We start from the raw sequence: 20,150 nt of genomic DNA, 5'->3' as shown, positions 1-20,150 counted from the left end.
ACAAAGGGCCGGAAGCTGGACAGCCTCCGGCCCTTGCCGCGTGCACCTCTGTTCAGCCAGCTAGGCCGCCGGCACCGCCTTGACGGCGAGGATGGGGCAGTCCGCTTCGAGGAGGATCTGCTGGGCTGTGCTGCCCATGATCAGTTTCCCCACCGGCGTGCGTTTCCGCAGGCCGATGACGATCAGGTCCGCACGGTACTCCTCGGCCGCCTGCAGGACCTCGCTTGCTGCATCGTTGCCACGGACCGGCTGCAGGATGAGGTGATGACTACCAGGAGCTTCTGGCTCTTTCGCGCCTCGGTGACGGCGTGTTCCAAGGCTGCCTCCCCTTCGGGAGTGGGAACGTATCCGACGATGATGCTCATGGTTTCTCCTGTCGCCGCCGGCTGTGGACGGGTTCATTGTTGCTGTAGGCATGTTCCGCAGGGGTGGTGACGTTGTCCGCGGGAAGTTCGGCGGCCGCATCTTCCGGCAGCACGTCCGTGCCATTGGCGGTACCGGTACCGTCCGAACCGCCCGTGGAGGCCATCGCCGTCTGCGGGCGGCTGCGGCGCCACAGCTTGAGCAGCAGCGGCCAGACGAGGATGATCGCCACGATGATGAAGATCCCGACGGCGATGGGTTCGCTCCAGAGACCGGCGGGGTTGCCCGCGCTGAGCTGCAGGGTCTGGCGCAGCTGGCCCTCGAGACGCGGCCCCAGGATCACGCCGAGGATGAGTGGGAGCACGGGGAGTCCGAAGCGCCTCATCATGAACCCGAGCGCGCCGAGCACCAGCAGGAGCACCAGGTCGAACGCCTGCAGGTTCACCGAGTAGGCGCCCAGCGTGGCGAAGAACAGGATTCCCGCATACAGGTAGGGACGCGGCAGCTGCAGGAGTTTGGCCCACAGGGGTGCCAAGGGCAGGTTGATGATCAGGAGCAGGAAATTGCCGATGAAGAGGCTGGCAATCAGTGCCCACACCAGGGGCCCCTGGCTCTCGAACAGCTGAGGTCCGGGCTGGATGCCGTACCCGGTGAACGCTGCCAGCATCACCGCCGCGGTGGCGTTGGTAGGTAGCCCCATCGCCAGCAGCGGGGTCAGTGTGCCGGCCGCGGATGCGTTGTTCGCGGCTTCCGGCCCGGCAACACCCTCGATGGCGCCATGTCCGAACTCCTCGGGGTGCTTGCTGAGGCGCTTTTCCGTGACGTAGGACAGGAAGGTCGGGATCTCGGCGCCGCCGGCCGGAAGCGCACCGAACGGGAAGCCGAAGGCGGTTCCCCGCAGCCAGGGCTTCCAGGACCGCTTCCAGTCCTGCTTGCCCATCCAGGGCTTCCCCACCGGGATGACGTTAAGGGGGGTCCGGCGCAGGTGGGCGGCCACCCACAGGGCTTCACCCACGGCGAAGATGGCGACGGCCACCACCACAATGTCCAGGCCGTCGGTGAGCAGCGGTTGGCCGAAGGTGAGCCGCCGCTGTCCCGTGACAGAGTCCATCCCGATCAGGCCGATCGCCAGGCCCAGGCCCAGCGAGGCAAAGCCGCGGAGCCGGGAGGACCCCAGCACGGCAGTAACGGCAAGGAGTGAAAGGACCATGATGGCGAAGTAGCTGGGGGAACCCAGACTGACCGCGAATTTGACCACGATAGGTGCACAGACGGCCAGCAGTGTGGTGCCGATGGTGCCGGCCACGAACGAGCCGATGGCTGCCGTCGCCAGCGCCTGGGCGGCCCTGCCGGCCTTAGCCATCTTGTGGCCCTCGATGGCCGTGACCACCGAGGAAGACTCACCGGGCGTGTTGAGCAGGATGGAGGTGGTGGATCCGCCGTACATGCCGCCGTAGTAGATGCCGGCGAACATGATGAAAGCGCTCGTGGGCTCCAGTACAGACGTCACGGGAAGCAGCAGGGCCACGGTCATCGCCGGGCCCAGTCCCGGCAGGACGCCGACGGCGGTGCCCAGGATAACGCCGATCACGGCGTAGAGGAGGTTCATGGGTGTCAGGGCGGTGGCAAAGCCGTCCATGAGGGAGGTGAAGACGTCCATTTAGAGAATCCCTTCCAGCAGGCCGGCGGGGAGGGAGATCCCCAAGCCGAGGTAGAAGCCGTAGAAGGTCAGGAGGGACAGGGCTACGGAGATGAGGCCGTCGCGGACATAGCGCCGGCTGCCCAGGGCCAGGACGCTGCCCCAAAAGAGGACGGTCCCGGCAATGACCCAGCCGGCCCAATCGATCAGCAGGATATTGGCCACGAAAGCGCCAACGAGGGGGAGCACTGTCTTCCAGTCGGCAGGGTGGGTCAGGTCGACGTCTTCGCCGCCTTCCGCTTCGCCGTGGCCGCCACGGAGAACGTTGATGGCCAGCATTACCGCGCAGACGATCAGGAGGCCCGCGACGAGGTAGGGAACGGTCTTGGGTCCGACAGGGTCCGACTTGGAGTACGGAGTGACAAGGCCGGCGGCGTCCCACAGGACGAGCCCGCCGGCCGCCCCGAGCAGGAGGGCGACCCCCAGCTCGGAGCGGCCTTTGAGTTTGGTGGCTAAGGAACTCACGCCAGCCCAAGCTTGGTCAGTACGTCGGCCACCCGCTTGTCCTGCTCGGTCAGGAAGGTCTTGAACTCATCCCCGGTGAGGAACGCGTCGGTCCAGCCCCGCGTCTTGAGGACTTCCTTCCAAGCCTGGCTTCCGTACATCTTCTCCAAGGCGGCGATCAGGGATGCCTTGTCCGCATCGCTGATCCCGGGGGGTGCCACGACGCCGCGCCAGTTGCTGAAGACCAGGTCAATGCCCGATTCCTTCAGGGTCGGCGCATCGACGCCGTCAAGACGATTGTCCCCGCTGGTGGCCAGGACGCGGACCTCACCGGACTTGATCTGGCTGAGGTACTCACCGGCCCCCGACGCGGCGAAGCCCAGCTTGTTTCCGAGGATGGCCGGAAGAAGAGCGCCGCCGCCGTCGTAGGAGACAAAGTTGACCTTTGTCGCATCGATGCCGACCGCGCCGGCAAGCTGCATCGGCAGGAGGTGGTCCGGGCCGCCGGGCGAGGAGCCGCCGCCTACGCTGATGGAACCCGGATCCGCCTTCCAAGCTTTGACGAGGTCGCCGATGGTCTTGTAGGGCGAATCCTTGCCGACCATGATCGCGCCCGGCTCTTCGATGAGCTTGGCCAGGGGAGTGGTGTCCGTCAGCTTGGATTGGGACTTGTTCGTGTAGCTCGCGCCCACCACGCCAAGGCCCATCAGCATGGCCAGGTCGCCGTTGCCCTTCTCGTTGACCACGCGGGCCAGCCCCACGGTGCCGCCGGCGCCGGCGAGGTTGAACACCTCGGTGTTCGTGGCGATCTTCTCATCGTCGAGAACCTTCGCCGCCGCCCGGGCGGTGGTGTCGTAACCGCCGCCGGCGGTGTTGGGGACCAGGATCTGCAGCCCCGTCACGGGGCCTGCAGCGGCGCCGGAGCTGGCGGGACCGGTGGAGCTCTTGCCGGTCGCACCGCAGCCGGTGGCCATCAGGGCGATGCCGGCAGCGACGGCGGCAATTCGCAATGCGCGGATCTGGCGCATGGTGTTCCTCTTCTCACTAAAACTGATCAGCCATATCTGGCTGGTGATCTGATGCTAGGTGCGGAAGTGATAGGCATCACTCTTGTGTAACCAGAGAAAGTTAAGTTCATTGCGTTCACGTTTCCGGCTCCCACCACGGCCCCGGCCGCGCCGGAACCGGGGCTGCAATGTTGGGGTATAGTTCACCCCACCGCGGCGGATTGGGATCCAGGACGCGCCCCGGCTCCCTCTCCAGGAAGCCGGCTGAACCACCACAAGGAAAGACGGTATGTGACTCGACGCAGAGGAATGTCCCTTGCCGGGCAATACCTGGTTCTGCAGCTGCTGATTGTCCTGGCCGTCCTGGTGGCCGTTGTCGCGATTTCCTTGGCGCAGTCCGCCGCCGCTTTTGAGCGGATCGAGGGCCGCCGGGCGCTGTCAGCTGCCGAAACGCTGGGCAACAACCCCGCCGTCCGTGAGTTGCTTCCTGCGGCAAAGCCGGGCCGGGGTTCAGCGTTGCCCGCGGTGGCGGAGTCGGTCCGGACGGTCTCCGGCTCTTCCCAAGTCGCCTTGGCAAAGCTGGACCGGACGGTGGTGGCGTCATCGGACCCCGGGCTGTTGGGGCGCCCGCTGGAGCTGGGAGCAAGCCGGGTCATGGAGGGCCGTGCCTGGACCGGAGTGGTGGGCGGATCCGCCACGCCCTTGCTCTCCGCCCACGTTCCGGTCCTGGACGATACCGGAGCCATGATCGGTGTAGCCTCCATCAGCCGGAACTACCCTTCCACCTGGGAGCGGCTGGGCGACGCCGTGCCCGATCTGCTCATCTACCTGGGCGTGGCCAGCGTACTCGGTGTCGCCGGATCCCTGCTCCTCGCGCGCCGGGTCAAGCGGCAGACCCTCGGCATGGAGCCCAAGGAAATCACAGGCCTGGTGGAGAACCGCGAGGCCATGCTGCACGGGCTGAAAGAGGGCGTGGTGGCCCTGGATCCGCATGAGCGAATCACGGTTGTGAACGAAAGCGCCCGGCAGCTGCTGAATCTGTCGCCGGACTGCGTGGGCAAAAACCTCAACAGCCTGGCGGTGGAGCCGGCGCTGCGGGAGGTCCTCACACAGGACCAGCCGGGCCCGGACAGGCTGGTCCTGGTGGGCGAGCGGCTGGTTGTCCTCAACCGCATGCCTATGGTTTCCCGCGGACGAACCATCGGCTCCGTGACCACCCTTCGTGACCGCACGGAGCTCTCATCGCTGGAGCGGGAGCTGGGGACGACGCGCACCGCGACCGATACCCTCCGCGCCCAGGCCCACGAATTCGCCAACCAGCTGCACGTCATCTCCGGCCTGATCCAGATCGGGGAGTACGATTCCGTCGTGCAGTTCGTGAACGGCGCAACCGTGGACCGGACCCGGCTCAACGACGAAGTTACCGGCAGGATCGAGGACCCGGCCTTGGCGGCACTGCTCATTGCGAAGTCGAGCCTGGCGGCCGAGCGGGGAGTGTCACTGCAGCTTTCCGCGGAGTCACATCTGGGCCGCGTGGATGAGGACTTGTCCCGGGATCTGACGACGGTCGTCGGGAATCTGGTGGACAACGCCCTCGATGCCGTGACCGGCGCGCCGGACGCAGCTGTTGAAGTCCTGGTCGACGACGGCGGGGACCAGTTGCGGGTCGTCGTCCGGGACTCCGGCCCCGGGGTCCTGCCGGAAGACATGGAGGCAATCTTCCGGCAGGGATTCACCACTAAACGGCCCACCACCGAAGGTGGCAGGGGTTATGGCCTGGCGCTGACACGCGTTGTGTGCAAACGCCGCGGCGGGCAGCTTTCGGTGCACAACGATGGCGGCGCTGTCTTTACCGCCCGGCTCGTCGAGGGGAAGGTCCAGCCATGATCAGGGTCCTGATCGTCGACGACGACTTCATGGTTGCCAAGGTCCACGCCGGTTTTATCCAGAACACGCCAGGCTTCGCCGTGGTGGGGGCGGCCCACGCGGGTGCGGAGGCCCTCGAGAAGACCAGGGAGCTGCGGCCCGACCTTGTGTTGCTGGACATCCATCTCCCTGACGCCAACGGGCTCGATCTGATGCTGCAGTTACGCGAGGTCGCCCCCGAACTGGATGTGCTGGTGATCAGTGCAGCACGGGAGGTTGAGACAGTGCGGCGGGCCCTCCGCGGCGGCATTGTCCACTACCTCATCAAGCCGTTCTCACAGGCTGACCTGCAGGAACGGCTGGAGCATTACCTGAGCGCATACCAGGGACTGGATTCTTCCAAGGACGTGGCCGAGCAGTCCGATGTAAACCGCGTGTTCGGTGTTGACCGGACGGAGCGACCGCTGCCCAAAGGATGCAGCGCCGAGACGCTGAGACTGGTGGAACAGGTTCTTCATTCCGCCGAGGCAGACGTTGCGGCAGCCGAGGTAGCGGACCTGCTTGGCATGTCCCGGGTCAGTGCACGCCGCTATCTCGAATATCTCCACGATGAGGCCAGGGTGGACGTGCGGCTCAAGTACGGCGCCGGGCGGCCCGAACGCCGCTATGCGCTGAAGCCGGTTTGACCCCCCGCCGGCTCAGCGCCCCGGCGGCAGGGACAGCGGCGGGATCGGCTCGTGCAGCGGGATCCGGATCCAGCGCTGGCCCGTCGCCCGGAACTCGGCCCGGGTGGCGAAGCGGTACAGGTAGCTGCGGGCCCGCACCCAGCGGGGGCGTTCGCCGTCGAACGGGTCATTGCGCAGGAGGCGCAGGGTGGTCCGGTCGGCCTCCAGCAGCCTGGCCAGGAAGGCATAGAACCACTCCTCGTGCACGGTGCGCAGCGGCAGGAACCACATCAGCCAGTCCAGCCGCAGGTGGTAGGGGGCCCACTGGCGCGGGAGCCGGCGGACGTCGCCGGGCTTGCCCTTGAAGCCGTACTCGCGCCAGCCCGCCTCGTCGTCGGGCTCCACGGAAAGGGTTCCCTCCACGACGATCTCAACCCGCCGCTTCGTGACCGTGCCGAACGCACCATAGGTGTTGACCAGCTGCCAGCGGTTGAAACTGGCATTCATCAGCTGGTCGCGGGAGAACAGATTCCGGACCGGCCAGTAGCTGAGCACCGCCAGCAGCAGGCTCGCCGCAAGGACCACCGCCAGCCACCATGCGGGGGACCGGCCCGAAGCCGCAGCGGCATGCCATTCCAGCGGGATGACGGGCAGCACCGCGTGGGCCACCGGGTCGCTGACCGCCGCGAAGGCCAGCACGATCGCCATCCAGTTCAGCCAGGCGAAGTTCCCGCTGGCCACCAGCCAGAGCTGGGTGAAGATGATGATCCCCGCCGCGGCACTGGCCAGCGGCTGCGGGGCGAAGAGGAAGAACGGCACCACCAGCTGGGCGAAATGGTTGCCCAGGACCTCCAGCCGGTGGAAGGGCCTGGGCAGCAGATGGGCCTGCCGGCTCAGCGGCCCGGGCATCGGCTGGGTCTCGTGGTGGTAGTACAGCGCCGTCAGGTCCCGCCACTCGCGGCCGCCCCGGATCTTGATCATGCCCGCGCCGAACTCCAGGCGGAACACCAGCCACGCCAGCAGGATCAGGACCGTCCTGGGCGGGGGAGTCTGGTCGGAGCCGAGGAAGGCCACGGTGAACCCCGCCTCGAGCAGCAGCATCTCCCAGCCGAAGCCATAGAACGTCTGCCCCACGTTGACAATGGACATGTACAGCAGCCACAGGGCCAGGAAGGCGAGCAGCGGCAGTCAGGGCGGCCCGAGCTGCGGCAGCCCCGCAACGAGGGTGGCGGCGATGGCCAGGCCGGCCCAGCAGACCGCCCGGAGCAGCCGGTCCGAGTAGTGCCAGCGGAACAGGGTGGGCCTGGGCAGGCGCCGGAAGAACGCGAGGAATTCCGGCACCGGCAGCAGCCCGCGCTCGCCGAGCAGGGCCGGGAACTGGTTGAGCGAGGAGAGGAAGGCCACGAAGTAGAGCGAGGCGATGCCGCGCTGCAACACCTGCCGGGCGAACTCGTACTCCGGCGCGTCGAACCACGCGGCCCACTCCACGTTCCCCACGTTACGCCTGGCGCGCCCCCCGCTCCACAGGGCCCGTTCAGGTCCCATGCAGGGCCGCCGGCCGCCCCGCCGGTTTGCCGCATGCGGCCGGAATGGGGTGCCCATGGCGGCCTTTTGCGGCAAACGGGTGGTGCGGGCCGGAGCGGCCGGGATAGGGTGGCCCGGCACAGGGTTGAGCTAGGCGGAAAGGTGTGTGTTAAGCGGGACGGGGCAGCGCCATGAAGTCGTTGGGCTCCAGGATGCAGCTGGCATCAAGGCTGCCGCTGAGGGGGAACCATGCCGGGGCGTGCCCGAAGTTGAACACCCGCACCAGATGGTAGCTGTCCGCGCGGTCCTTGGAGACTTTCAGTTCGTTGCGGCTGACGAAGAAGGGTGTTTCCGCCCGCGACCGGGTGGTCTTGACTTCGATCAGCTTCTCCTTGCCGCTATCCTCAAAGGACAGAATGTCGTAGCCATGCCCGTCCCCCTCGGTCCGGCTGACGTGGTCAATCCTGCCGGCGAGCCGGGCCTTTCCGGCCTTCATGAGGCGCCGGTACTCCAGATCGGCCACGGCACGTTCCCCCGCCAGGCCGAGGGCCCGGTTCCGTGCCTCGATCGCGGCATAGTCGGGGCGGCCAATTCCGGCGTGGGGGTGATCCCGAATGTTCGGGGAAGATCACTACCGGGGTATTGGCGCTGACGAAATCCAGTGGACCGGTGGTTGTCGCATCGGGCGGCTGCAGGGCTTCGGTCAGGACCAGTTCAACGAGCGAAGGACTCGAGGACAGCTGCCGCTGAACCTCCGGGCTCAGCGACTGCTGGTAGTTCCGGGCCGGTTGGTACCCCTGGATGGGACGGAGGCCGAGCTTCATGAGAACCGCGGAGACATTCTGATACTTGAACTCGACGGCGGATTCGGACCGGTTGGACAGCAACGGCACGAGTGCTTTCCGGAACTGACTCTTGACGTATGGCTCGCCCGAGACTTCCAGCCGAAGCATCTCCAGGTAGCTGCGCACCGTGGCAGCCACCTCGGCTTCGGACCACGCCGATGGTTTCCCTGCCACTTCCACCCCCGGTTCCCAATTGTCACGCTCTGGGCCCAGGCTACAACACGCCCCCGCACCTTGGGCCAAGCCACGGCCGGGTGCCGTGCTCCACAGCACCCGACCAAGCCGCCGGTTTGCCGCAAACGGCCGGAATGGGGTGCCCATGGCGGCCTTTTGCGGCAAACGGGTGGTGCGGGCCGGGCGCCGTCCCTGCCGGGAGCCGGTCCCGGAGCCGGCGTCCCCGCGGGTACGGGATACTTAAGCCATGCAGCCGCGCAAGATCGTCATCCTCGGGTCCACCGGTTCCATCGGCAGGCAGGCGATCGACGTCGTCGACGGCGCCCCCCACCTTTTTGAGGTCGTGGCGCTCAGCGCCGGCGGCGGGAACCTCGAACTCCTTGCCCGGCAGGCCGTGCACACGCGGGCCCGGGCGGTGGGCGTCGCCAGCGGGGACGCCTCCGCCCTCCAAAAGCTGATCGACGACGCCGCCGGCGCGGCCGGGCTGGCCGGGTACCGGCCCGAGATCATCGCCGGCCCGGACGCCTCCACCCGGATCGCGGAGACCGGCGCCGACGTCGTGCTCAACGGCATCACCGGCTCCATCGGCCTGGCCCCCACCCTGGCCGCGCTCAGGTCCGGGGCCACGCTGGCCCTGGCCAACAAGGAATCGCTCATCGTCGGCGGCGCCCTCGTCAAGGCCGCGGCCCGGGACGGGCAGATCGTCCCGGTGGATTCGGAGCACTCCGCGATCGCCCAGTGCCTGCGCTCGGGCACCGCGGGGGAGGTTGACCGGCTGATCCTCACCGCGTCCGGCGGGCCGTTCCGCGGCAGGACCCGGGACGAACTGCACGACGTCTCCCCGCAGGACGCCCTCGCCCACCCCACCTGGGACATGGGCCTCATGGTCACCACCAACTCCGCCAGCCTGGTGAACAAGGGCCTGGAGGTGATCGAGGCGCACCTGCTCTTCGACATCCCGCTGGACCGGATCGACGTCGTGGTCCATCCGCAGTCCGTGGTCCACTCCATGGTCCAGTTCGTCGACGGCTCCACGATTGCCCAGGCCTCCCCGCCGGACATGCGCCTACCCATCGCGCTGGGCCTGGGCTGGCCGGACCGCGTGCCCGGCGCCGCGCGGGCCTGCGACTGGACCAAGGCCGCCAGCTGGACCTTCGAGCCGCTGGACACCGCGGCGTTCCCCGCCGTCGGCCTCGCGAAGGACGCCGCCCGGCAGGGGAGCACCTACCCGGCCGTCTTCAACGCCGCGAACGAGGAGGCCGTGATGGCTTTCCACGCAGGCCGGATCCGCTTCACCGACATCGTGGATACCATCGAAGCAGTACTCAGCGAACACACAGGCTCCTCCGGGCTGACGGTGGAGTCGGTGCTGGATGCTGAAGCGTGGGCACGCGCGCGGGCCCACGAACGTTTGGCCGTTAGAAGTCTCTAGGAAACGTGCCGAAGAGAAGTGTCTAAGTAGCGCAGAAGTCTCCAGGAAGCAGCAGATCAACGCATGAGCCCCGTCCTCCTCTTTATCCTCGGTGTCGTCTTCGTGGCGATCGGCGTCGCCGCGTCCATCGCCCTGCACGAGGTGGGGCACCTGCTTCCCGCCAAGCTGTTCAAGGTCCGCGTCACCAAGTACATGATCGGCTTCGGGCCCACGCTCTGGTCCAAGAAGAAGGGCGAGACCGAATACGGCTTCAAAGCCATCCCGCTGGGCGGCTACGTCTCCATGATCGGCATGTACCCGCCGAACAAGGACAACGGCACCGTCCGCCCCTCCAGCACCGGCATGTTCCAGTCCCTCGCCTCCGATGCCCGCTCCCTGGCGCATGAGGAAGTCGGGCCGGAAGATGAGGACCGCGTCTTCTACCGGCTCGCGGTCTGGAAGAAAGTCATCGTCATGCTCGGCGGCCCGGCGATGAACCTGCTGATCGGCCTCGTGCTGACGGCCGTGCTGCTGATGGGATTCGGCGTCGCGGCGCAGACCACCACCATCGCAGACGTCTCCAAATGCCAGGTCAAGGCCGGCGAGACCGTGGACCCGGATTCCGCCGGCTGCAGGCCCACCCCGGCGGCTGCGGCAGGGCTCAAGCCCAACGACGTCATCACCTCCTTCGACGGCAACGCCGTCACCCGCTGGGATGAGCTCACCGGCTGGATCCGCGCCTCGGCGGGCCGGCAGGTCAGCATCACCGTGCAGCGCGACGGCGCCCCGGTCACCGCCACCGTCACCCCGGTGCTCTCGTCACGTCCGGTGGTCGGCGACGACGGCCGGCAAGCCAAGGACGCCGCCGGCAAGCTCCTGTACCAGGACGTCGGGTTCCTCGGCATCGGCGCGCAGACCGCGCTGGTACAGCAGCCGGCGTCGGCCGTTCTCCCGATGGCGGGCGAGAACATCAGGCAGATCGCCGGCGTCATCCTGAACCTGCCGGAGCGCGTGGCCGGCGTGGCGAAGGCGGCCTTCAGCGAGGAGCCCCGCGATCCCAACGGGCCCATCAGCGTGGTGGGCGTGGGCCGCGTGGCCGGCGAGGTCGCCGCGATGGAACAGGTCCCGCTGCAGTCCCGCCTGGCTGCCCTCGTCGGACTGCTGGCCGGCCTCAACTTCGCCCTGGCCGTCTTCAACCTCGTTCCGCTGTTGCCGCTCGACGGCGGCCATGTCGCCGGGGCCCTGTATGAGGGTGCCCGGCGCCGGATCGCCAGGCTGTTCGGCCGCCCGGACCCCGGCGCGTTCGACATCGCGAAGCTGCTCCCGGTGACCTATGTGGTGGCCGTGCTGCTGATGGGCATGGGGGCGCTGCTGATCTACGCGGACATCGTCAAGCCGGTGAACCTCTTCGGCTGAGGCTCTGCGCCGGTCTATTGCCGGTCTTCCGCCGGCTTCCGCCCGAACCGGCTTCCGCCGACCGGCCGATCTAAGCCATTGAGGCTGATTATTGAGAATCACTCGAAAATGATTGATTATTCACAATCAGCCTTCTAGGGTTGGCCTATGTACGTGATGACTATCGACCAGCGCGGGAGCAGCACCGACACCGACCGCGTCCCCGGGCTCCTCGCGGAACTGGGCACCCTTTCCACCGCAGGGCGCTTCGAACGCTCCGTCGGCGACGAGGTCCAGGGCGTGGTTGAACGCCCGGACGAAGTGGTGGAGATTGCGCTGCACGCCCTGCGCAGCGGCCGCTGGTATGTCGGAATCGGCGTGGGGCAGGTGGACCTGCCGCTGCCGGCCAGCCCCCGGGAAGGCTCCGGGCCAGCCTTCGTCGCGGCCCGGCTGGCGGTGGACCGGGCCAAGGCCGCGGCCTCCCACGTCCCGCTGGCGGTGGTTGCCGGCGTGGCCCCGGGCGGGGTGGCCGGCGGCGTCCGGCGGACGGATGCGGCGCCGATGGCGGCGCCCCCCGAGGCGCACGGCTCAGCGCCGGACCGCTCAGTGCCGGACCGCTCAGTGCCGGAGGGCTTAGTGCCGGACGGCCGGGCGGGGGCGTCGGCTGGCGCCAGGGCCTGCGCCAACGCCGAGGCCGTGCTGCGGCTGATCGGGCGGCTGGTCCAGGACCGGACCGCGGCGCAATGGAAGGTGGTCGATGCGCTGCGCTCCGTGCGGCACGGCCACGCCGGCACGCACGGAACCCAAAAAATCGCCGCCCGGAAACTCGGAATCACCGAACAGTCGGTGAGCCGTGCGCTCCTGCGGTCCGGCTGGCAGGAAGAATGGACGGCGAGGCCGGCTGCGGAAATGCTGCTGGCACTGGCCCACGGCCTGATCACAGGCACCGGCGGCTTGAAGATTCCGGACGCCCGGGATCCCGGGCCCCGCAGTCCCCAGGCGCGTGGCGTCGATGCCCTCAACGCCGATGCCCTGAACGCCGATGCCCAGGACAGCAGCACAGAAGGAGACAGGTGAACGCCCTCTGGATCACCTTGGCCCTGCTCACGGCCGGATTCGCCGGCTGGCCGGTGACTGCCCTGGTCTTCCGGCTGGCCCGGACCATCGACGCCAGGGCCGACGCCGCCAACACGGCCAGCGACGCCGGCAGCACCACCGCCGCCGACGCCGCCACCGACCCCTCGGCCGACGTCACCGTTGATCCCGTGGTTGATGCAGTGGTTGATTCAGGGACCCGGCAGCCGCAGCCGCCGTCATCGGCCCCGGGCTCCAGCGAGGCGGACTCCAGCGAGGCGGTCAGCAGCGAACGTATCCTGCGGGGAGGCGCGATCATCGGCGTCCTTGAACGGCTGGCGGTGTGCCTCGCAATTCTGGCCGGCCAGCCGGTGGCCATCGCCTACGTGGTGGCCATCAAGGGCCTGGGCCGCTTTGCCGAACTGAAGGCTACACCGGTGGCCGCCGAGCGGTTCATCATCGGAACCCTGGCGTCCTTGCTGTGGGCGGCCGGCATCGCGGCGCTGGCCAAGGTCTACTTCCTGGGCTGAACCCCGGCAGGCGTCCACGACCCACGAGCGGTTCGGGATCACCCGGAACGGCTCGCGCGCCGCGGTGCTCCTGGGCGCTGAGGATTACGACGCGATGCTGGAAACTTTGGCGATCCTGTCCGAATTGAAGCTGGTCAAGGAGATCGGTCAAAGCCTCAAGGATCTCGAAAGCGGCGACACCTTCACCGTCGAGCAGGTACGGGCCGACATGAGGACGGCTGCCCCTAAGGGATGAGCCTCCATTACGACGTCAGGTTTTCGCGGTCCGCCCGGCGTGCACTGACCGAGGATCTGCCGGAGAAGGTCGCTGCAGCAGCGTTCGAGTTCATCACCGGCGCTCTGAGCGAAAACCCCCAACGGCTGGGCAGGCAGCTCCTGCCCAAGCTCTTTCCCCTATATTCGGCTCGACGCGGGGACTATCGGATCATCTACCGGATTCTCGATAACGTTGTCGTGATCGAAATCGTATCGATCGTCCACCGACGTGACGCCTACCGCGGCTAAGCGGCCGGATGTGAACGGGGCAGGCGGGGCGATAGTGTATCCGTATGACTGTTTTTGCTGTGGAGTACGTATACGACGCCGAATCCTCCGATGCCCGTGACGCCAGCCGTCCCGCGCACCGCGACTGGACCGCGGGACTTGTCAGGGAAGGCGCGCTCCTCGCCAGCGGGCCCTACACGGACGGAGCCGGCGCCCTGCTGATCTTCAAAGCGGCCGACGAGAACGCCCTGAACGAGCTCCTGAAACAGGATCCGTTCGCGGCGGCCGGCGCCATCTCCGGCATCCGCACGAGCGTGTGGGCCCCGCTGACCGGCCTCCTGGCCGACCACGCAGCCTAGCCTGTTCCGCCTACAGACCTTCGATACTTCGATGCCGTTACTTCCATACAAGGAGTCCATGTGACCTCGGTCAGCCTGGGAATGCCGTCAGCACCGCCCCCCGTTCTTGCCCCGCGGCGGAAGACCCGCCAGATCAAGGTCGGTTCCGTCGGCGTCGGTTCGGATTCCCCGATCAGCGTCCAGTCGATGACCACCACGCCGACCACGGACATCAACGCCACCCTGCAGCAGATCGCCGAGCTCACGGCTTCCGGCTGCGACATCGTCCGGGTGGCCTGCCCGTCCGCCGACGACGCGCTGGCGCTGCCGATCATCGCCAAGAAGTCCCAGATCCCGGTGATCGCGGATATCCACTTCCAGCCGAAGTACGTCTTCGCCGCGATCGAGGCGGGCTGTGCCGCGGTGCGGGTGAACCCCGGCAACATCCGGAAATTCGATGACCAGGTCAAGGAAATCGCGCGCGCCGCGAAGGACCACGGCACCTCGATCCGGATCGGCATCAACGCGGGCTCGCTGGAGCCCGGCATCCTGAAGAAGTACGGCAAGGCCACCCCGGAAGCCCTCGTGGAATCCGCTGTCTGGGAAGCCTCGCTGTTCGAAGAGCACGGCTTCCACGACTTCAAGATCTCGGTCAAGCACAACGACCCGGTCATCATGGTCGCGGCCTACGAGATGCTGGCAGAGCAGGGCGACTGGCCGCTGCACCTGGGCGTCACCGAGGCCGGCCCGGCGTTCCAGGGCACCATCAAGTCCGCCACCGCCTTCGGGGCCCTGCTCTCCCGCGGCATCGGCGACACCATCCGCGTCTCCCTCTCCGCGCCGCCGGTGGAGGAGATCAAGGTGGGCAACCAGATCCTGCAGTCGCTCAACCTGCGCCCGCGCAAGCTCGAGATCGTCTCCTGCCCCTCCTGCGGCCGCGCCCAGGTGGACGTGTACACGCTCGCCGAGCAGGTCACCGCGGGCCTGGAAGGCATGGAGATCCCGCTGCGCGTCGCCGTCATGGGCTGCGTCGTCAACGGGCCCGGAGAAGCCCGCGAAGCTGACCTCGGCGTCGCCTCCGGCAACGGCAAGGGCCAGATCTTTGTGAAGGGGGAGATCATCAAGACTGTCCCTGAAGACCAGATTGTTGAGACACTGATCGAAGAGGCCATGCGTATTGCAGAAGAGATGGGGGAGACCGGTGGCGAAGATGCTGTCAAGGGTAGCCCCGTGGTTAGCGTCTCGTAGGGACGGCGCCGCTTCCGGCGTCGCCGTCCGCGTCCTGGGTGTTGAGGACACCGCACCGCTGTTGGACCTCGCCGGGCAGGATCCCGTCGCCAATGTCTTCATCCTCTCCCACCTGGAAACCGCCGGCACGGCGTCGCCCACGGCCGCCGGCGCCAGCATCCTCGGCGTGTTCGACGGCGGCACCCTCCTCGGTGCCTGCTGGGCGGGTGCGAACCTGGTGCCGGTGCAGCTGGACCCTGAACTGGCGGGCCTCGTCGCGACGGCGGCGCACCGCTCCGGGCGCCGATACGCCTCGATTTTCGGCCCGGCCGACACGGTGATGGCCATCTATGCCGGGCTGGAGCGGCTGGGCCAGTCCGCCCATGAAGTCCGCGACGACCAGCCGCTGATGAGCATCACCGGCCCGCCCGCCGTCGAGCCCGAGCCGGCGCTGGGCTTCGGCCAGCTCGCGGATTTCGACAAGATCCTGCCCGCCTGCGCAGCGATGTTCGAAGAGGAAGTCGGCTACTCCCCGTACCTCGGCGGCAGGGAGTACTACGGCCGGCGGGTCAAGGGCCTGATCCGTGCGGGCCATTCGCTGGTGCATCTGGACGCCGACGGTGAGGTGGTGTTCAAGGCCGAGCTCGGTGCCGTGACGCCGGAGGCAACCCAGGTCCAGGGCGTCTGGATGAACCCCAAATTCCGCGGGCTCGGCCGCAGCCCCGGCTACATGGCCGCCGTCGTGGTCCTGGCCCAGACCATCGCGCCCGTCACGAGCCTCTACGTCAACGGCTTCAACACCCGTGCCCGCGCCACCTATGAGCGGGTCGGCTTCCGGCAGGTCGGAACGTTCGCTACCGTCCTTTTCTAGGAGGGCTCCGGCAGATCCCCGGCGAGGTAGCGCTGGATGGTGGGCGCTATGAGCCTGACCACGTCCTCCCGGCCGGCGGAGGCCAGCGGTTCGAGCCGGATAACGTAGCGCATCAGCACGGCGCCGACCAGCTGCGCGGCCACCAGATTTCCGCGCAGGGCCACCTCCTCCGGCGTGCCGGCGACCCCCGCCATGATGCGCGGCAAGATCCTCTGGCTGGCGATTTCCCCGAGAATCGCCGTCTTCGCCTTTGAACCGATCGTGCCCCGGAGGAAGGCCAGGAGGCTGTGCTGCGCGGGGCTTTCCCACAGTCCCAGCACCGCCCGGACCAGGGCTTCGGCCCGCTCGGAAGGATCGCGGCGGTCCAATCCGGCCAGCACCGTTGACGGGTCGGCAGGCAGCTCGACGCTCAGGGCGAAGAGTTCGTCCTTGCCGGCGAAGAAATGATGGATCATGGCCGGGTCCACGTGCGCCTCGCGCGCGACCCGGCGCAGGCTGGTGCCCTCGAATCCATGTTCCGCGAACAACCGCCGCGCGGCCGCGAGGATCTGGCCCCGGGAGCCCGCACCGCCGGGCCGGCGCCCCCGCCGGGGCTCAGGCTGCCCGCTGCTCACGCGGTCCGCCGGCGAAGGGTCAGCGAGGCCAGGACCAGTACTGCCAGGACGATCGCGGCCATGATGCCGGTGTCCTGCCACAGGACGTCGGTGGCCTCGGCGTGGCCGGCGATCTCCTTCAGGGCATCCACCGAAAACGTCAGCGGCAGCACATTGGAGACGGCCTCCAGGACCTCGTTCATCCTGTCCCGTGCGACGAAGAGTCCACACAGCAGGATCTGGGGCACCACAACCACGAGCATGAATTGCACGGCCTGGAATTCGGTGCGGGCGAACGCGGAGCACAGCAGGCCCAGCGCAACGCCCAGCACCGCATTGACGACGGCGATCATCACCACGAGGCCCGGACTGCCCTTGATCTCCAGGCCGAACACCCAGTAGGCAACGCCGGTGGCGACCAGCGACTGGAGGGCGGCCATGAGGGAAAACGCCAGCCCGTAGCCGAAAAGCAGGTCCGTCTTGTGGATGGGCGTGGTCAGCAGCCGCTCCAGCGTTCCGGAGGTTCGTTCGCGGAGCATCGTGATGGAGGTGACGAGGAACATCACCACAAACGGGAAGATCGCCAGCATCATCAGACCCACCCGGTCAAAGGTCCGCGGGGCGCCCGGCGGGACTGTTTCGTTCTCGTAGAGGAAATACACTGCCGTCAGCAGCAGCGCGGGAACGACGAGCATCAGCGCCACGCTGCGGTGGTCGTGGCGCAGCTGGTCCAGGACCCGGCCCGTCGTCGCCAGCATCATGCGGGGATTCATTCCGGCACCTTCATTCCGGCCGTCCGGCGCGTTTCGGCGGCAGGACCCGGTTCCCCGGGGCTCCGAAGCGGCCCGCCGTCGGAGTCCGCCTGCCTGATGACGTTCAGGAACGCCAGCTCCAGGTCCTCGCTGCCGCCCTGCCCGCTAAGCTCGGCGGGGGTGAGCGAGGCCAGCAGCCGTCCTTGCCTCAGGAGCAGGAGGGAGGCGCAGTGGCGGGCCTCTTCCATGACGTGGCTGGAGACCAGCAGGGTGGTTCCGGACGCCGCCATGGCGCCGAAGCGCTCCCAGAGGTCTGCCCGGAGAACCGGATCCAGGCCGACGGTGGGCTCGTCCAGGATGAGCAGCCTGGGGCGGGCCACAAGGGCACACGCCAGCGACACGCGGCTGAGTTCGCCGCCGGAGAGATCCGCCGCCCGCATCCGTGCCTGCCCTTCCAGGCCGACGGCGGCAATCGCCTCGGCGGCATCGCGCCGATGGACGCCGTACATGGCCCCGAAATACCGGACGTTCGCTTCGATGCTGAGGTCAGGGTAGACGCTCGCCGACTGGGTGACGTAGCCGATTTCATGCCGGAGGGCTGGATCGCCGGCGGGCCTTCCCAGCACCGTGACGGTTCCGGAGGTGATGCGTTGGACGCCCACGATGGCGCGCATCAAGGTGGTCTTGCCGCTGCCGGAGGGGCCCAGCAGCCCTGTGATCCGGCCCGCGGAAATGCTGAACCCGATATCCTGCAGGATGTCCCTGCCGGCGCGCACGATCCGCAGGCCGCCCACCTGCACCGCTGCTGCTGGATCTGCCATGGTTTCCTCCGCCTGACTGCCGGGCCAATCACACAAACGAACAATTCATCAACTGATGAATTAAATCTAGGCAGGGAAGAACGGATGGTCAATGGACCGGAAGACCAGTTGCGCAGCGGCCAGGGGCTCCGGTCATTCCTGGCGTGGCTCTTCTGCGTCCGGGCTGACGGTAGATTAGTACCTAGACGTTTTTCGCCGGTTTTGGCCGGTTTCACCCTGCTCCTCCCCAGAAACGGATACCTACCCAGTGGTCCTTCGACTTTCCAAGCTGTTCCTGCGCACCCTGCGTGAAGACCCCGCCGACGCCGAAGTGGCCAGCCACCGGCTCCTGGTCCGGGCCGGCTACATCCGCCGGGCCGCGCCGGGCATCTACACCTGGCTGCCGCTGGGACTGAGCGTGCTCCGCAAGGTCGAACAGGTCATCCGCGAGGAAATGACCGCCATCGGCGCGCAGGAGGTCCATTTCCCGGCCCTGCTGCCCAAGGAGCCCTACGAGGTCACCAACCGCTGGACCGAATATGGCGACGGCATTTTCCGGCTCAAGGACCGCAAGGGCAACGACTACCTGCTGGCCCCCACGCACGAGGAAATGTTCACCCTGCTGGTCAAGGACCTGTACTCCTCGTACAAGGACCTGCCGCTGAGCATCTACCAGATCCAGAACAAGTACCGCGACGAGGCGCGTCCCCGGGCAGGCCTGCTGCGCGGCCGCGAGTTCATCATGAAGGATTCCTACTCCTTCGACGTCGACGACGCCGGCCTGGACGCCAGCTACGCCGCGCACCGCGGAGCCTACCTGAAGATCTTCGGGCGGCTGGGCCTGGAAGTCATTCCGGTCGCCGCCACCGCCGGGGCCATGGGCGGCTCCAAGAGCGAGGAATTCCTGCACCCCACCGAGATCGGCGAGGACACCTTCGTCCGCTCCGCCGGCGGCTACGCAGCCAACGTCGAGGCCGTCACCACGGTGGTTCCCGCGGATATTGACTTCAGCAACGCCCCCGCCGCGGAGGTCCGCGACACCCCGGACACCCCCACGATCGACACCCTCGTGGACGCCGCCAACCGCCTCGTGCCCCGGGAAGAGTCCGACGGCGGCGCCTGGACTGCCGCCGACACCCTCAAGAACGTCGTGCTCGCCGTGACGCTTCCCACCGGCGAACGCCAGATCGTCGTCATCGGCCTGCCGGGCGACCGCGGCGTGGACCTCAGGCGGGTGGAAGCAAACATCGGTTCCTTCCTGCCCATCGCCGGCGAGATCACGCTCGAGGCCGCCAATGAGGACGACCTCAAGAAGCACCCCCTCATCGTCAAGGGCTACCTCGGCCCGGGCCTGAGCCTGGACGAACCCCTGCTCGGCACCGAAGGCGCGGCCAAGCTGCTCTACCTCGTGGACCCCCGGGTCGTGCGCGGCTCCGCGTGGGTCACCGGCGCCAACGAGGCCGGCAAGCACGTGTTCGGCCTCGTCGCCGGCCGCGACTTCGGCTGGGACGGCGTGATCGAATCCACCGAGGTGCGCGCCGGCGACGAGGCCCCCGACGGTTCCGGACCGCTGGAGACCGCCCGCGGCATCGAAATGGGCCACATCTTCCAGCTTGGCCGCAAGTACGCCGAAGCCCTCGAGCTCAAGGTCCTGGACCAGAACGGCAAGCAGGTCGTCGTGACCATGGGCTCCTACGGCGTCGGCGTCACCCGCGCCGTCGCGGCCCTCGCCGAGTCCAACCACGATGCCAAGGGCCTCGTCTGGCCGCGCGCCGTCGCCCCGGCCGATGTGCACGTCGTCGCGGTGGGCCGCGGCGAGGAGATCTTCGCCGCCGCCGAAAAGCTGTCGCTGGAGCTGGAGGCCGCCGGCCTCGACGTCATCTACGACGACCGCCCCAAGGTTTCCCCGGGCGTGAAGTTCGGCGACGCCGAGCTCGTCGGGGTGCCCACCATCCTCGCCGTCGGGCGCGGCCTGGTGGACGGCGTCGTGGAGATCAAGGACCGCCGCAGCGGCGACGCCGAGAACGTGGCCGTCGAGAAGGCCGTGGACTACGTGGTCAACGCCGTCCGCAACAACTAACGGGGCAGA

General features: G+C 67.8%; 18 protein-coding genes and 3 pseudogenes. 12 read left to right on the top strand and 9 right to left on the bottom strand.

Annotation, left to right across the window (positions count from 1 at the left end; genetic code table 11):
* Window positions 1–60: 60 nt before the first annotated feature.
* From J9611_RS04020 to J9611_RS04005, 4 genes and pseudogenes are all read right to left on the bottom strand, one after another.
* Window positions 61–365: pseudogene (locus J9611_RS04020) on the bottom strand (universal stress protein).
* On the bottom strand, window positions 362–2,023 hold the full coding sequence (locus tag J9611_RS04015; protein ID WP_246527352.1) for a tripartite tricarboxylate transporter permease: 1,662 nt from the start codon (window positions 2,021–2,023) through the stop codon (window positions 362–364). Before J9611_RS04015 ends, J9611_RS04020 begins: the two are co-directional and overlap by 4 nt.
* Window positions 2,024–2,527 (bottom strand): tripartite tricarboxylate transporter TctB family protein, encoded by a 504-nt coding sequence (locus J9611_RS04010; protein ID WP_211877920.1) that lies wholly within the window; start codon window positions 2,525–2,527, stop codon window positions 2,024–2,026.
* Window positions 2,524–3,534 (bottom strand): Bug family tripartite tricarboxylate transporter substrate binding protein, encoded by a 1,011-nt coding sequence (locus tag J9611_RS04005; protein WP_211877918.1) that lies wholly within the window; start codon window positions 3,532–3,534, stop codon window positions 2,524–2,526. The genes J9611_RS04010 and J9611_RS04005 overlap by 4 nt, the downstream gene beginning before the upstream one ends.
* A 288-nt stretch (window positions 3,535–3,822) precedes the next feature.
* Between J9611_RS04005 and J9611_RS04000 the strand changes: the two genes are divergently transcribed.
* Both J9611_RS04000 and J9611_RS03995 read left to right on the top strand, forming a co-directional pair.
* Window positions 3,823–5,400, top strand: a complete 1,578-nt coding sequence (locus J9611_RS04000; RefSeq protein WP_211878072.1) for a sensor histidine kinase — start codon at window positions 3,823–3,825, stop codon at window positions 5,398–5,400.
* Window positions 5,397–6,065: a response regulator gene (locus J9611_RS03995; protein ID WP_211877917.1), complete on the top strand. Its 669-nt coding sequence runs from the start codon at window positions 5,397–5,399 to the stop codon at window positions 6,063–6,065. The genes J9611_RS04000 and J9611_RS03995 overlap by 4 nt, the downstream gene beginning before the upstream one ends.
* A 12-nt stretch (window positions 6,066–6,077) precedes the next feature.
* Here the strand turns inward: J9611_RS03995 and J9611_RS03990 are convergent.
* Window positions 6,078–7,532 (bottom strand): annotated as a pseudogene (locus J9611_RS03990) (lipase maturation factor family protein).
* 205 nt (window positions 7,533–7,737) lie between these two features.
* The gene (locus tag J9611_RS03985; RefSeq protein ID WP_211877916.1) at window positions 7,738–8,091 is read right to left on the bottom strand and encodes a protein NO VEIN domain-containing protein; all 354 of its coding nucleotides are present in this window, start codon (window positions 8,089–8,091) and stop codon (window positions 7,738–7,740) included.
* 743 nt (window positions 8,092–8,834) lie between these two features.
* Between J9611_RS03985 and dxr the strand changes: the two genes are divergently transcribed.
* The 9 genes and pseudogenes from dxr to J9611_RS03940 all read left to right on the top strand — a co-directional run bounded on the left by dxr (window position 8,835) and on the right by J9611_RS03940 (window position 15,916).
* Window positions 8,835–10,019 carry a 1-deoxy-D-xylulose-5-phosphate reductoisomerase gene (dxr, locus tag J9611_RS03980; protein ID WP_211877915.1) on the top strand — a complete coding sequence of 395 codons (1,185 nt, stop codon included), beginning with the start codon at window positions 8,835–8,837 and terminating at the stop codon, window positions 10,017–10,019.
* A gap of 63 nt (window positions 10,020–10,082) precedes the next feature.
* Window positions 10,083–11,414: a M50 family metallopeptidase gene (locus tag J9611_RS03975; RefSeq protein ID WP_211877914.1), complete on the top strand. Its 1,332-nt coding sequence runs from the start codon at window positions 10,083–10,085 to the stop codon at window positions 11,412–11,414.
* Between the two features lie 147 nt (window positions 11,415–11,561).
* The gene (locus J9611_RS03970) at window positions 11,562–12,470 is read left to right on the top strand and encodes a MarR family transcriptional regulator (RefSeq protein ID WP_246527351.1); all 909 of its coding nucleotides are present in this window, start codon (window positions 11,562–11,564) and stop codon (window positions 12,468–12,470) included.
* Complete coding sequence (locus tag J9611_RS03965; RefSeq protein WP_211877913.1) at window positions 12,467–12,997, top strand: hypothetical protein; 531 nt, start codon at window positions 12,467–12,469, stop codon at window positions 12,995–12,997. Before J9611_RS03970 ends, J9611_RS03965 begins: the two co-directional genes overlap by 4 nt.
* 16 nt (window positions 12,998–13,013) lie before the next feature.
* Window positions 13,014–13,232: pseudogene (locus J9611_RS03960) on the top strand (type II toxin-antitoxin system Phd/YefM family antitoxin); the annotation flags it as partial.
* Window positions 13,229–13,501 (top strand): type II toxin-antitoxin system RelE family toxin, encoded by a 273-nt coding sequence (locus J9611_RS03955; RefSeq protein ID WP_211877911.1) that lies wholly within the window; start codon window positions 13,229–13,231, stop codon window positions 13,499–13,501. The pseudogene J9611_RS03960 and the gene J9611_RS03955, both read left to right, overlap by 4 nt.
* A gap of 44 nt (window positions 13,502–13,545) precedes the next feature.
* Window positions 13,546–13,839: a YciI family protein gene (locus tag J9611_RS03950; RefSeq protein ID WP_211877910.1), complete on the top strand. Its 294-nt coding sequence runs from the start codon at window positions 13,546–13,548 to the stop codon at window positions 13,837–13,839.
* Window positions 13,840–13,899: 60 nt separating this feature from the next.
* A complete protein-coding gene (gene ispG / locus J9611_RS03945; RefSeq protein ID WP_211877909.1) occupies window positions 13,900–15,066 on the top strand; it encodes a flavodoxin-dependent (E)-4-hydroxy-3-methylbut-2-enyl-diphosphate synthase in 1,167 nt (388 codons plus the stop codon).
* The gene (locus J9611_RS03940) at window positions 15,029–15,916 is read left to right on the top strand and encodes a GNAT family N-acetyltransferase (protein ID WP_211878070.1); all 888 of its coding nucleotides are present in this window, start codon (window positions 15,029–15,031) and stop codon (window positions 15,914–15,916) included. Before ispG ends, J9611_RS03940 begins: the two co-directional genes overlap by 38 nt.
* Here J9611_RS03940 and J9611_RS03935 read toward each other — a convergent pair.
* Genes J9611_RS03935 through J9611_RS03925 form a run of 3 tightly spaced genes read right to left on the bottom strand, consistent with a single transcriptional unit; the run spans window position 15,913 to window position 18,082 of the window.
* Window positions 15,913–16,530 (bottom strand): TetR/AcrR family transcriptional regulator, encoded by a 618-nt coding sequence (locus tag J9611_RS03935; protein ID WP_211877908.1) that lies wholly within the window; start codon window positions 16,528–16,530, stop codon window positions 15,913–15,915. The two genes, J9611_RS03940 and J9611_RS03935, sit on opposite strands and share 4 nt — an antisense overlap.
* Complete coding sequence (locus tag J9611_RS03930) at window positions 16,527–17,270, bottom strand: ABC transporter permease (RefSeq protein WP_211878069.1); 744 nt, start codon at window positions 17,268–17,270, stop codon at window positions 16,527–16,529. The genes J9611_RS03935 and J9611_RS03930 overlap by 4 nt, the downstream gene beginning before the upstream one ends.
* An 8-nt stretch (window positions 17,271–17,278) precedes the next feature.
* The gene (locus J9611_RS03925) at window positions 17,279–18,082 is read right to left on the bottom strand and encodes an ABC transporter ATP-binding protein (protein ID WP_211877907.1); all 804 of its coding nucleotides are present in this window, start codon (window positions 18,080–18,082) and stop codon (window positions 17,279–17,281) included.
* 247 nt (window positions 18,083–18,329) lie between these two features.
* Between J9611_RS03925 and J9611_RS03920 the strand changes: the two genes are divergently transcribed.
* The gene (locus J9611_RS03920; protein ID WP_211877905.1) at window positions 18,330–20,141 is read left to right on the top strand and encodes a proline--tRNA ligase; all 1,812 of its coding nucleotides are present in this window, start codon (window positions 18,330–18,332) and stop codon (window positions 20,139–20,141) included.
* Window positions 20,142–20,150: the final 9 nt, after the last annotated feature.

It is taken from the genome of Pseudarthrobacter albicanus, from assembly GCF_018224015.1.
GTDB lineage: Bacteria > Actinomycetota > Actinomycetes > Actinomycetales > Micrococcaceae > Arthrobacter > Arthrobacter albicanus.
Note: the sequence above shows the minus strand (reverse complement) of the source record. Positions and strands in the feature narration are given on the sequence as shown.

What these genes read in the sequence shown, in the direction of transcription:
- J9611_RS03925 (WP_211877907.1), bottom strand. Translation starts at nt 18,082, where the DNA reads ATGGCAGATCCAGCAGCAGCGGTGCAGGTGGGCGGCCTGCGGATCGTG.
- J9611_RS03940 (WP_211878070.1), top strand. Translation starts at nt 15,029, where the DNA reads ATGCTGTCAAGGGTAGCCCCGTGGTTAGCGTCTCGTAGGGACGGCGCC.
- J9611_RS03975 (WP_211877914.1), top strand. Translation starts at nt 10,083, where the DNA reads ATGAGCCCCGTCCTCCTCTTTATCCTCGGTGTCGTCTTCGTGGCGATC.
- J9611_RS03970 (WP_246527351.1), top strand. Translation starts at nt 11,562, where the DNA reads ATGTACGTGATGACTATCGACCAGCGCGGGAGCAGCACCGACACCGAC.
- J9611_RS04005 (WP_211877918.1), bottom strand. Translation starts at nt 3,534, where the DNA reads ATGCGCCAGATCCGCGCATTGCGAATTGCCGCCGTCGCTGCCGGCATC.
- J9611_RS03930 (WP_211878069.1), bottom strand. Translation starts at nt 17,270, where the DNA reads ATGATGCTGGCGACGACGGGCCGGGTCCTGGACCAGCTGCGCCACGAC.
- J9611_RS03995 (WP_211877917.1), top strand. Translation starts at nt 5,397, where the DNA reads ATGATCAGGGTCCTGATCGTCGACGACGACTTCATGGTTGCCAAGGTC.
- dxr (WP_211877915.1), top strand. Translation starts at nt 8,835, where the DNA reads ATGCAGCCGCGCAAGATCGTCATCCTCGGGTCCACCGGTTCCATCGGC.
- J9611_RS04000 (WP_211878072.1), top strand. Translation starts at nt 3,823, where the DNA reads ATGTCCCTTGCCGGGCAATACCTGGTTCTGCAGCTGCTGATTGTCCTG.
- J9611_RS03955 (WP_211877911.1), top strand. Translation starts at nt 13,229, where the DNA reads ATGAGCCTCCATTACGACGTCAGGTTTTCGCGGTCCGCCCGGCGTGCA.
- J9611_RS03950 (WP_211877910.1), top strand. Translation starts at nt 13,546, where the DNA reads ATGACTGTTTTTGCTGTGGAGTACGTATACGACGCCGAATCCTCCGAT.
- J9611_RS04015 (WP_246527352.1), bottom strand. Translation starts at nt 2,023, where the DNA reads ATGGACGTCTTCACCTCCCTCATGGACGGCTTTGCCACCGCCCTGACA.